This is a genomic window from Mesorhizobium sp. M7A.F.Ca.AU.002.02.1.1, assembly GCF_003998535.1.
Classification (GTDB): Bacteria; Pseudomonadota; Alphaproteobacteria; order Rhizobiales; family Rhizobiaceae; genus Mesorhizobium; species Mesorhizobium ciceri.
The window spans coordinates 1-10,157 of record NZ_RZPB01000151.1; the positions used below are offsets into that span (position 1 = coordinate 1).

Genomic DNA, 10,157 nt, shown 5'->3' on the forward strand with positions numbered 1-10,157 from the left:
GTTCCGGCCGATGATCCTGCGCATGCTGGGCGTCAAGATCGGCAGCCGTGTCTATGACGGCGGCAGCAATCTGACAGAACGCTCGCTGGTGGAGATCGGCGACGACGCCACCCTCAACGAGGGCTGCGTCATCCAGGCCCATTCGCTGGAAGAAGGCGCCTTCAAGTCCGACTTCATCCGCATCGGCAAGGGCTGCACGCTCGGACCCTCCGCCTTTGTCCACTACGGCGTTGTCATGGGCGAAGGTTCGGTGGTCGATGTCGACTCCTTCGTCATGAAGGGCGAAGAGCTGGAGCCCAACTCCATATGGCGCGGCAACCCGGCCAAGCTGCATCGCTTCGTCGAACCGATCACCGAGTCCTCGGCCAAGGCATCGGCTTGAACACCGAGGACATCCGTCTCGTTGCCGTGACCAGGGCCAACCGCGCTCTGGTGGCGGCCCTGGAACTGGCTCCGGAGCAGAGGGATTTCGTCGCCGGCAATTCGGAGTCCCTCGAAGAAGCCGAAACCGACGAAGACGCGCGGCCGCGCGCCATCATGGCTGGGACCCGTGTCGTCGGTTTCCTGATGTACGATGCGTCGGACAACGAGGCGCTGGTCTACCGCTTCATGATCGACCGCGCCCACCAGGGCAAAGGCTATGGCAAAGCCGCATTGCGCGCCTTGCTCGACGAGATCGGAAATCTCGGCCATATCAGGGAGGTTTCGATCTGCTACGAGCCCGAGAACGAGGCCGCACGCCACCTCTATCGCGCAGCCGGCTTCGTGGAACAAGGCATCGACGAGGACGGAGAAATGATCGCCGTCCTGCCGATGGTCGATCGTTGACGCCGCCCGTTGCGAATTCATCGGCGGAAACGACCCTGCTGGAGGCTATGGCCGCGATCGCGCCGAGCGGTGTCCGGATCGGATGCCGCCTGATCCGCGAAGGCGATGAAGCCCATCTGCTGCCCATGGAAGCCCGCTCTATCGCGGCGCGCCAGCTTGCCATGCGGCGCGCCAGCGGCGCTGCGCGCTGGATCGCGCACGGACTGCTGGCGGAGCTTGGCGTCGGCGACGTCGCCATCCTGCGCGCGCCAACCGGCGCGCCGGTCTGGCCCGAGGGAATAATGGGTTCGCTCGCGCACGACGACGACATGGCGGTAGCGGCGGTTGCACCGGTTGGCGATATCGCCTCGCTCGGCATCGACGTCGAGCCCGCGCAGCCTCTCCCGGATGATATTTTGGCGCTCGTGACAACACCCGCGGACCGCACCGACGCAGCCGACCGGCATCTTGCCGGCCGCATCCTTTTTGCCGCCAAGGAAGCCGTCTACAAGGCCGTCTATCCGCTCGATCGCGAGGTGCTGGGCTATGAGGACATCACCGTCGACCTGAACGCAGGCCACGCGACGACGAAGACAGGCCGCAAGGCCAGGCTCGCCTACTGCGTTGCCCCGCGCGTGGTGGTGCTGGCGTTTGTCGAGAAAGACAGGGGTTAGCGCGCAGTCCTATTCGCCAACGATCTCCGTATACGCCCTCACCTCGCCATCCAGCCCGCGCAGCCGCCAGTTCTCGCCCTCCCGTCCCTCGACATGGCAAGGCCCGATCGGCACCTTGCCGCCGCCTTCCGGCAGGTCGAGCACATAGACGGGGTTGCAGATGCCCGACAGTCGCGCCCGCAGCGCTTCGGTCAGCGCCTGCCCCTGCGCAATCGTCGTGCGCCGGTGCGCCATGCCGCGCGCGAGGTCGCCATGGTGCAGGTAATAGGGTTTGACGCCGAGGCGATACATCAGCTCGCGGCAGAGCTCCTCCAGCGCCTCGACGCTGTCGTTGACGCCTTTGAGCAGAACGCTCTGGTTGAGCAGCACGAAGCCGGCTTGCCGCAGCGTGCGACAGGCGGTTTCCGTGGCCTGAGTGATTTCCCGCGCGTGGTTGAAATGGGTGACGATGGTGACCATCAGCCGGCCCTGCAGGGCCGCAACCAGCCCCGGCGTGATGCGCGACGGCAGCGCCACCGGAACGCGCGTGTGGATGCGCAGCAGCCGCACATGCGCGATCGCTTCGATGCGCGCGCGGATTTCGGCCAGCGCCTTGTCGGGCAGCGACAGCGGATCGCCGCCGGTCAGGATCACCTCGCGGATTTCGGGGTGATCCGCGATATAGGCCAGCGCCGGCTCCAGCGCCTCGCGCGTATAACCCCTGCCGATCGAGGTCAGCGATTCCTTGCGGAAGCAGAACCGGCAATAGACCGCGCATTGGTAGGTCGGGAACAACAGCACCCGGTCGGCATGGCGATGCGTCAAGCGCGGCACCGGGCTGAAGTCATGGTCGGCGATCGGATCGTCGAGTTCGCCTTCCGCTTCCTCAAGTTCTTGCGGAGACGGGATGACCTGCGCCCGGATCGGATCAGCCGGGTCGTTCCAGTCGATCAGGTCGAGATAGGCTTTGGGCGCGCGCACCTTGTGGTTCGCCGCCGCGGCCTGGGCGGCTGCGCGCTCGGCTGACGACAGCGGGAGGCGGTCAAGGTCGCGGACGTGGCGCACCCCGGCGCGGACGTCCGCCTGCCAGGCGGTGTCAGGATCGGCGGAGCGTGCATCGTGGAGGTTCGTGTCTGAAGTCATCAGGGTTCTCGGGGCAGTTTCTGGCGGAGCTATCGGCCGGATGGCCAGGCGGGTCAACCTTCTGGGGTGGTCGCCGCCATCAAATCCACCGCCTGCAAATCCGTAGGTATTTAGCCAAAATGGCACTATTCTGCGCAGTCTGGGCTTCAGGGAAAACGAATGGACTTCAGCACAGGCCATGGTTACCTGCTCATCGGCGGCCTCATCCTCGTCGGTACTGGGCTGCTCATCCTGTCGCTGATCGTCAATCTGCGCGTCGCCCACAGTGTGCGCGACGACGTGCGTCATCGCGAAAAGCTGCTGGAATACTACCGTAACATCTTCTCGCAGTTGGGCGTGATCCTGATCGGCATCGGCGTGTCGCTGTTCATCTTCTTTTTCCAGCAGAATTACCAAGACCAGCGCAGACGCGAAACGGATCTCCAGCAGGTTCTGGCCAAGCTGGCGGCGCGCATCGCTCGTGGCGCTCCCCTCGTCGAGTCACTTGGCGAATTCGACGCGCTGCTGGATGACGGCGGGGCCTACGTTAGTCCCGAACTTGGTGGAACCAACGCCGCCATCGGCGCGCAGGGAGCGGAGCTTGGCAAGCAGATCCGCGAAATCCTGCTGGTTGAGCGCGACGTCGACATCCGGGACTTCGACATCCTCAACCTGTCGCGCGATTTCGAGTCGTCGTTCGTCGTCAACCAGCTCGATCCGACGCTATGGTTCGACATCGTGCGCGACGAGAGCGAGATCAAATATGCCATCACCCAACTCACCCTCGACTACAAGGACCTGCAGGATGCGATCGGCGGCGAGCCGATCGAGGTTGCGATCGCCAATCCTGAAACCGAGCGCAAGATCAAGCACGAGGTGCTCGACATCTTCTACGATGCCGACCTCTTGCGCCAGCGCAGCAGGCGATTTCTCGGCCGTGCGTGCTGGCTTCTCAGCCACGGACGCAGCTTTGTCAGTCTTGCACCGGTCGACGCGATCGAAGCCGACGCGAGGTCACATCAGGAATGGATCGACAGATCGAAGCCCTCGCTGGCACAGACGAAATCGGGCAACGGCGATTGCTTCAAACTGCTCCGATACGGCCCGGCATCCTGACTCCCGGCGGGACCGGTCGATTTGGAAGTCAGTCCCCCACACGTTGCAGCGTGCCGAGATGATTGTCGTCGAGAAAACCTACAGTCATGGCCGACGCCTTGCCGTCAGCGCCGACCACGAAACTTACACCCGAGGGGCTGTCCGGCGTCTCCGCGTCGGGGAAGGTCAGGAAAAGATCACCGTCGAAATGCCTCAATGAATAGGACCGGCCGGCGGCCGGGCCCACCTTGAGTACAAGGTCGTCTCCCGCTTTCGACACAATCGCGTCGCCGATGAAGTCGTTGGCGTACCGGCCAGCATAGACACTGCCCGGCCCGGCTCGCCGTGACGGAGACGGCGGCGCGGCGTAGGCGGCCTTGGCCGCCGCGACCACCGGACCGAACAGGCCCGCATAGATATCATTCCACGCCTTGACCCAGTCCTTCTCGACCTTACCGTCGAAGACGAGATCGGCGAAGCTGTCGGACAATCCCTCCGGCAGGCCAGTCGGAAAGGCGTTGGCGACGATGACTATGCCCAGCTTCTCCTTTGGGAAGACTGTCACCAGGGTACGCGCGCCGACGCTGAAAGCGCCGGCGTGGCCCCAGCTCAGGCCGTGTCGGCCGAATTCGACATTCCAGCCGAGGCCGTAGAACGATGCGCCGCCGGAGACGGGGTTGTTGCCGCGCGATATCAGCGGAACATGCGTCTGGCTTAGCGCATCGGCGGCAATCAGTGTCTTGCCGGCATAAACGCCGTTGTGGAGGATGAGGCGCACCCATTGCGAGAGGTCACGTGCCGTAGAGCTGACGCCGCCGGCGGGCGCCTGCGCATCCGGATCGCGCTCTATCCTCGCTGCCCAGGCGCCATCGACCTTGACGTGAAGCGCGGCGCGGTTGGTTCGCTTGACGAAGTCCGAATGGCGGGAACTCGTGGAGGCCATGCCCAGCGGACGGTAGAGCTTCTCCTCGGCGACCTGCTCCCAGGGCTTTCCCGTCGGTGTCGCGGCTGCCACGGCACCCTCTGTCAATCCGAAATTGCTGTAAGAATACCCGGCCCGAAAGCTCGACGATGGCGGCACGAACCGCAGGCGATGCAGGATCTCGACGCGGTCGTAGCCAATGTCCTCGAGGTCGTCTCCGGCGGTGCCTGGAAGCCCGCTGCGATGCGAAAACAGGTCACGGACGGTGAGCTGGCTTGCCGGATAAGGATCGGCCAACCTGAAGGCCGGATCGAGATCGGCGATCTTCGAATCCCAGGACACGATCCTGTCGCTAACCAACGCCGCTACGACGGTGGCGGAAACCGGCTTGGAAAGGGAGGCGATCTGGAACACCGTGTCGGCGTCGACGATCTCAGGCTTGCCGGCCTCGCGATGCCCAAAACCCTTGAGGAAGATCACCTCGTCATCGCGCACGACGCCGATGGCGAGCCCGGGCACGGCACCGTCCGCGACGGCGGCTTCGGCAAGCGCTTCGAGCTTCGACAGGGCAGCAGTGATGCGCTCGGGCGTGAGGCTATCGGCCGGCGCCGCGTGCGGCCAAAGCGCCATTGCGGCGATGAAGACCCAAACCCTCCACTGGCAGAGATTCCGATTCAGCCGCATGCACAAGCCTCCTCCCAGGAATTCACATGACCATGATACAGGCCCGCACGGGTGAGACCAGCCCTTCTCGGGCGGCTCACGCCGCGAGCCGGATTCATCGGCCGCGCCGACGACGTCAGCTTCAGCGCCGCGCTCCTGTTCCTACCGCCCAGCGGCGTCCGCCATCGCAACAAAGGCGCTCTCGATGGTCTCGAAAGCCAGCTCCGGATACAGCACTCCGGCTTCCGGCGTGGCCGTCTCGAGCGCGGTCTCGCCGCGTATCCAGAATGCCCGCAGCAGTCCAAGCCAGGGGGCTGACGCGATCATCGCCTCAAGCTCCGCCGCACTCTGAGGCACGATGCGCGGCGAGCGGCCGCTCACCCGGCGCCACAGATCGATCATTTCGTTCTGGGTGATCTTGTTTCGGGCGATGCGGATCTCGCTGCGGATGGCCTTGGGATCGTTCAACGCGCGCAAGGTGACGGCGGCGATGTCCTTCTCGCTGACAAACGTCGCCGGCACATCGCCACCGCCATAAAGCGTCACCTCATCGGGCGGCAAGGGCGACGAGCCAAAGCGCATCAGATCGCCCAGCGTCGCCACCCAGGTCGAAAAGAAGCCGTTGGTGTAGATCACCGTGTAGGGCAGATCGGCTTGCCTGATCGCGTCGAACACGCCTCGCTTGAGATCGAGCGGCGGGATCGAGCCCGGGGCGGCGGCGGCGAAGTCGAGGCCGAAGCCGGCGGAAGGCACATAGCGGGAAACGCCGGCATCCCTCAGCGCCCGCACCAGCGTCATCTCGCTGGCCGAATGCACATGCACCGAGCTGATGACGCGGTCCACCGCACTGGCGGCGCGGACAAGGCTGTCATAGTCGTCGAGATCGCCGACGTGGATTTTGGCACCGAGCTCCTTCAGCGGGCGCAGCCGCTCTTCATCGCCGGCTGTTGCCGCACGAACCAGAACGTGCAGGCGATCGCCATTGCGGGCGCTGGCCTTCGCCATCTCGCTGCCCAGCAGCCCCGTCGCGCCGATGATCAGGGTGCTGGTCATATCGACCTCCCGTTGCGCAGGATGGAGCCGTCCCAGTCGCGCTCGAATCCGATGTCGTGCAAGCGATGGTTCGAGAAGCGTGAAACTTGGCGCAGCATCCGGCGGCGCTCGACGACTGCAGAGGCTCTGAGTGCAAGACCGCTCGTCGCGGCGCTGATGGATTCGAGAATCGGTTTCATGGTTCGTCTCCTGTGGTTCAGTAGGCGCAAGCGTGCCGACGCCGTCCGCAAGGGGACAAGCATGACGATTGCTCACACTGTTTCTGGTCGTTCAGCGCAGCGGCGAGATAGGAAAGCCGATCAATATCCGCTGCTACCCCTATAGATTGGACATTTCCGGGCTGGACGACAAACGACTCTTTGTGCAGGATTTGTGAGCAACACTCACAGGTGGACCATGCCGCGCAGACTACCGCCCCTCACTGCCTTGCCCGCCTTCGAGGCTGCCGCCAGGCATCTGAGTTTCTCCAAGGCGGCGGGTGAGCTCAACGTCACCCATGGCGCGGTCAGCCGCGCCATCCGCAACATCGAGGACAGGCTCGGCATCCAGCTTTTCGATCGGGGAACGAGGTCCGTGCGCCTGACGTCGGTCGGCGCGGCCTACGCATCGGAAGTCAGGACGGCGCTGGACCAGATCGCCGCCGCCACCATCGCCGCCACGCCCGACCGCACGGCAGGCATCCTGAATGTCAGCACATCGGACGGTTTTGCCGGCCGCTGGCTGGTGCCGAGGCTGCATCGCTTCCACCGCGCAAACGCCGACATCGACGTGCGGCTGTCGACCTCGGGCGTGCTTTCCGATTTCGTCAGCGACGGCATCGACATCGCCATCCGCTACGGCAAGGGCGGCTATACCGGGGTGACGGCGGAGTTTCTCGCTGATGAAGAGGTCTTCCCGGTCTGCAGCCCGGAACTGCTGCAAGGCGAACATCCGCTGCGCCAGCCCGGGGATCTCCGGCATCACAAGCTGATCCACGACGCCTTTCGCATCGACTGGGCAACATGGCTGCAACAGGCCGGCGTGGACGGCATCGATCCCAAGCGCGGCGTGCGCTTCGATTCCGCCACCTTCGCCGTCGAAGCCGCGGTGCATGGCGAAGGCGTGTTGCTCGGCCGAAGCGCGCTGGTCTCGGCCGACCTCGCTGCGGGGCGGCTGGTTCGTCCCTTCGATCTCGCGCTGAAATCCGCCTCGCGCTACTACGTCGTCTACCGTGACGGCGCGCTGCGCCAGAAAAAGATCAAGGCGTTCCGCGACTGGCTGTTTGCCGAAGTGGCCGCCGACTGGGTCGGTGCGACGAAGGATGGCTGATGCGGCAAGGGTTCAATTTGTGAAAGGCACCTCTTCGAGGTCTAGCCCTGCACTACTCCTTCGCGCGAAAAACTTCCGGCACGACGAACACTTCGTCGGCCCGGCCATAGCCTCCGTCGGCGACCTCCTCGACCAGCACCATCGTGTAGGGGCGCACGCCCTCACCGAAAAAGTCCACGAACATCGCGGTCGTTCGATGGATGAGGTCTTCCTTCTGCGCTTTGGAGAGGGCCGCTTGCGGTAGCTTGATGTTGGCGAATGGCATGATGTTTCCTTAGCTTTTCGAGTGTGGAAGTCAGGCAGTCAGGAGAGCCAAGCCGGCCTGGTTGCCGCCTCAGACCACGCCGCCATTGGCGCGGATGATTTGCCCGTTGACCCAGAAGCTGTCCGGACCGGCCAGGAACGAGACCAGCCCGGCAATGTCGTCGGGCTGGCCGAGCCGGCCGAGCGGGATCATCTTGCCGATGGCCTCGATCTGCGCCTCGCTCTTGCCGTCCGTGAACAGCGCGGTCTCGATCGGTCCGGGCGCCACCGCGTTGACGGTGACACGGCGCGCGCCAAGCTCCTTGGCCAGGATGTGGGTCATCGCCTCGACACCCGCCTTTGTGGCGGCGTAAACGCCGTAGCCCGACTGATAGAGACCGACGACGCTGCTGGAAAAATTGATCATGCGGCCGCCGTCGCGAAGCCGGCGCGCACCTTCCCGCATGCCGCGAAACACGCCGCCGAGATTGATCGCGATCTGGGTGTCGAACGAAGCATCGTCGGTCTGCGCGATCGGCGAAATCTTCATGATGCCGGCATTGTTGACGAGGATGTCGATGCCGCCGAACGCCTTCTCGCCGGCGTCGAACAGCACGGCGATGCCGTTCGGATTGGCGATATCGGCCTGCACGGCGATCGCCCTGCCGCCGCCGGTCTCGATCGCGCGGACCAGTTCTTCGGCCTCCGCACGGCCCCGTGCATAGTTGACGACAACGGCGACGCCGTCACGGGCGAGCCGCTGTGCGATGGCGGCGCCGATGCCTTTGGAGGCGCCGGTCACGATCGCGGTTCTGGTTTGATTTGTCATCGAAGTCTCTCCGCGTTGTTGGTGACACGGATATAGGCCAAGCCGAATTCCGGATAATCATCCACCCATTGACATCACTATTCGGAAACTGCGAACAAAGAGCATGGATCGGCTGGACACGATGCGGCTCTTTGTTCGCGTTCTGGAGCGGCGCAGCTTCACCGCTGCGGCGGCCGATCTCGGCCTGCCGCGCTCAACCGCGACGGAAGCCATCCGGCGGCTGGAGGAGCATCTCGGCGCGCGGCTGCTGGAACGAACGACGCGGCAGGTGAACGCCACCCAGGATGGTGAAGCCTACTATCGGCGCTGCCTGTCGATCCTGGCCGAGATCGAGGATGCCGAGGCCGCCTTCCGCAACGCCGAGCCTTTCGGCCTGCTGCGCATCGACGCCAGCACGCTGCTCACCCGCACATTCCTGTTGCCGCGCCTGCCGGAGTTTCTCGACCGCTATCCCCGCATCGACCTGCAGATCGGCCAGAGCGACCGGCTGGTCGATCTCGTGCGTGAAGGCGTGGACTGCGTGATCCGCGTCGGCGAGCCGCCCGACAGCGGCATGATCATGCGGCGGCTCGCGATGATCCGCGAGATCACCTGCGCCAGCCCCGCCTATCTCGAGCGCCACGGCACGCCCGCCTCCCCCGATGCGCTCGACGGTCACCAGGCGGTGGGCTTTGTCTCGTCGCGCACCGGAGAGACCCTTCCGTTCGAATTCACTGTCGCCGGCAATATCCGTGAGGTGCGGCTGCCCGGCCGCGTCGCCGCCAACAATTCCGATACCGCCGCCGACCTGGCGCGGCTTGGCCTCGGCCTCATCCAGGCGCCGCGCTATCGCTTCGACAAAGACCTGGCCGAAGGGACGCTGGTCGAAGTGCTGGCCGATTATCCGCCATCGCCGACGCCGCTGTCGGCGCTCTACCCGCAGAACAGACAGCTCTCGCCGCGCCTTCGCGTCTTCCTCGACTGGGCCTCACGCATCTTCGCCGAGGCAAACCTGTAGGCTGCAAAACGCGCCACTCGCGATCAACTCGGTTTTGCAAACCCGGCCAGGGACGCATAGCCGCGTACCACGCTCTTGCGTTCTTCGCGCGAAGCGACGGCGTCGATGTCATCAAACCCATGCGGCGCCCGGGCCTCGACCATGTCTATGACCGCTTCCGGCCCGCCTTGCCGATTGGCCAGCACGATGGCCGATGTGGCCGGCCGCCGCTCCCCGTCATACCGTGTTAGCGCGGCTTCGACGGTCGGTCCTGCGGCCAGATGCATCGCAAGGCAACCAGCGTCGAGTATTGCCTGGCTGGCTCCGTTCGACCCCACCGGGTACATGGGATGCGCCGCATCGCCGAGCAGCGTCACCCGCCCGAACGACCATCGTGGCAGCGGGTCGCGGTCGCAGTTCGGATATTCGTAGAAGCCATCCGTTGCCTGGATGATCGAGGCGGGGTCGACAAAATCAAGCTGAAAC

General features: G+C 64.6%; 13 protein-coding genes. 6 read left to right on the plus strand and 7 right to left on the minus strand.

All coding sequences use genetic code 11. The features are described 5' to 3' along the window. The 3 genes from EN879_RS12165 to EN879_RS12175 all read left to right on the plus strand — a co-directional run. Nucleotides 1-382, plus strand: a 382-nt coding sequence (locus EN879_RS12165; RefSeq protein ID WP_206520938.1) for a hypothetical protein, incomplete at its 5' end; no start/stop codon positions are given. Then, nucleotides 379-828, plus strand: a complete 450-nt coding sequence (locus EN879_RS12170; protein WP_244514318.1) for a GNAT family N-acetyltransferase — start codon at nucleotides 379-381, stop codon at nucleotides 826-828. The genes EN879_RS12165 and EN879_RS12170, both read left to right, overlap by 4 nt. A 47-nt stretch (nucleotides 829-875) precedes the next feature. Then, nucleotides 876-1,481: a 4'-phosphopantetheinyl transferase superfamily protein gene (locus tag EN879_RS12175; protein ID WP_063170289.1), complete on the plus strand. Its 606-nt coding sequence runs from the start codon at nucleotides 876-878 to the stop codon at nucleotides 1,479-1,481. 9 nt (nucleotides 1,482-1,490) lie between these two features. Here the strand turns inward: EN879_RS12175 and EN879_RS12180 are convergent, their stop codons facing one another. Continuing rightward, nucleotides 1,491-2,603, minus strand: coding sequence for a KamA family radical SAM protein (locus EN879_RS12180; protein WP_063168613.1), 1,113 nt, complete (start codon nucleotides 2,601-2,603; stop codon nucleotides 1,491-1,493). Between the two features lie 159 nt (nucleotides 2,604-2,762). Here EN879_RS12180 and EN879_RS12185 point away from each other — a divergent pair, with 159 nt between their 5' ends. Then, nucleotides 2,763-3,698, plus strand: coding sequence for a hypothetical protein (locus EN879_RS12185; RefSeq protein WP_013530658.1), 936 nt, complete (start codon nucleotides 2,763-2,765; stop codon nucleotides 3,696-3,698). 28 nt (nucleotides 3,699-3,726) lie between these two features. Here EN879_RS12185 and EN879_RS12190 read toward each other — a convergent pair whose 3' ends face one another. The 3 genes from EN879_RS12190 to EN879_RS12200 all read right to left on the minus strand — a co-directional run bounded on the left by EN879_RS12190 (nucleotide 3,727) and on the right by EN879_RS12200 (nucleotide 6,494). Then, a complete protein-coding gene (locus EN879_RS12190) occupies nucleotides 3,727-5,283 on the minus strand; it encodes a serine hydrolase (protein WP_063168614.1) in 1,557 nt (518 codons plus the stop codon). A gap of 141 nt (nucleotides 5,284-5,424) precedes the next feature. Then, a complete protein-coding gene (locus tag EN879_RS12195; RefSeq protein WP_063168615.1) occupies nucleotides 5,425-6,315 on the minus strand; it encodes an NmrA family NAD(P)-binding protein in 891 nt (296 codons plus the stop codon). Beyond that, nucleotides 6,312-6,494, minus strand: coding sequence for a DUF1127 domain-containing protein (locus EN879_RS12200; protein WP_013530655.1), 183 nt, complete (start codon nucleotides 6,492-6,494; stop codon nucleotides 6,312-6,314). The genes EN879_RS12195 and EN879_RS12200 overlap by 4 nt, the downstream gene beginning before the upstream one ends. A gap of 217 nt (nucleotides 6,495-6,711) precedes the next feature. Here EN879_RS12200 and EN879_RS12205 point away from each other — a divergent pair, with 217 nt between their 5' ends. Then, nucleotides 6,712-7,623 (plus strand): transcriptional regulator GcvA, encoded by a 912-nt coding sequence (locus EN879_RS12205; protein WP_013530654.1) that lies wholly within the window; start codon nucleotides 6,712-6,714, stop codon nucleotides 7,621-7,623. A 52-nt stretch (nucleotides 7,624-7,675) separates the two neighbouring features. On the opposite strand, the gene EN879_RS12210 is transcribed toward EN879_RS12205, so the two are convergent. Continuing rightward, nucleotides 7,676-7,888: a 4-oxalocrotonate tautomerase family protein gene (locus EN879_RS12210; protein WP_013530653.1), complete on the minus strand. Its 213-nt coding sequence runs from the start codon at nucleotides 7,886-7,888 to the stop codon at nucleotides 7,676-7,678. A 69-nt stretch (nucleotides 7,889-7,957) separates the two neighbouring features. Then, nucleotides 7,958-8,695, minus strand: a complete 738-nt coding sequence (locus EN879_RS12215; RefSeq protein ID WP_024501705.1) for an SDR family oxidoreductase — start codon at nucleotides 8,693-8,695, stop codon at nucleotides 7,958-7,960. A 103-nt stretch (nucleotides 8,696-8,798) separates the two neighbouring features. Here EN879_RS12215 and EN879_RS12220 point away from each other — a divergent pair, with 103 nt between their 5' ends. After that, complete coding sequence (locus tag EN879_RS12220) at nucleotides 8,799-9,692, plus strand: LysR family transcriptional regulator (protein WP_063168616.1); 894 nt, start codon at nucleotides 8,799-8,801, stop codon at nucleotides 9,690-9,692. A 23-nt stretch (nucleotides 9,693-9,715) separates the two neighbouring features. Here EN879_RS12220 and EN879_RS12225 read toward each other — a convergent pair. Further along, on the minus strand, nucleotides 9,716-10,157 hold a 442-nt coding region (locus tag EN879_RS12225), incomplete at its 5' end, for an FAD-dependent monooxygenase (protein WP_206520939.1).

Excerpts from the sequence above, each read along its gene's own strand:
- EN879_RS12210 (WP_013530653.1), bottom strand. The coding sequence starts at position 7,888 with ATGCCATTCGCCAACATCAAGCTACCGCAAGCGGCCCTCTCCAAAGCG.
- EN879_RS12220 (WP_063168616.1), top strand. The coding sequence starts at position 8,799 with ATGGATCGGCTGGACACGATGCGGCTCTTTGTTCGCGTTCTGGAGCGG.
- EN879_RS12185 (WP_013530658.1), top strand. The coding sequence starts at position 2,763 with ATGGACTTCAGCACAGGCCATGGTTACCTGCTCATCGGCGGCCTCATC.
- EN879_RS12195 (WP_063168615.1), bottom strand. The coding sequence starts at position 6,315 with ATGACCAGCACCCTGATCATCGGCGCGACGGGGCTGCTGGGCAGCGAG.
- EN879_RS12215 (WP_024501705.1), bottom strand. The coding sequence starts at position 8,695 with ATGACAAATCAAACCAGAACCGCGATCGTGACCGGCGCCTCCAAAGGC.
- EN879_RS12200 (WP_013530655.1), bottom strand. The coding sequence starts at position 6,494 with ATGAAACCGATTCTCGAATCCATCAGCGCCGCGACGAGCGGTCTTGCA.
- EN879_RS12190 (WP_063168614.1), bottom strand. The coding sequence starts at position 5,283 with ATGCGGCTGAATCGGAATCTCTGCCAGTGGAGGGTTTGGGTCTTCATC.
- EN879_RS12205 (WP_013530654.1), top strand. The coding sequence starts at position 6,712 with ATGCCGCGCAGACTACCGCCCCTCACTGCCTTGCCCGCCTTCGAGGCT.
- EN879_RS12175 (WP_063170289.1), top strand. The coding sequence starts at position 876 with ATGGCCGCGATCGCGCCGAGCGGTGTCCGGATCGGATGCCGCCTGATC.
- EN879_RS12180 (WP_063168613.1), bottom strand. The coding sequence starts at position 2,603 with ATGACTTCAGACACGAACCTCCACGATGCACGCTCCGCCGATCCTGAC.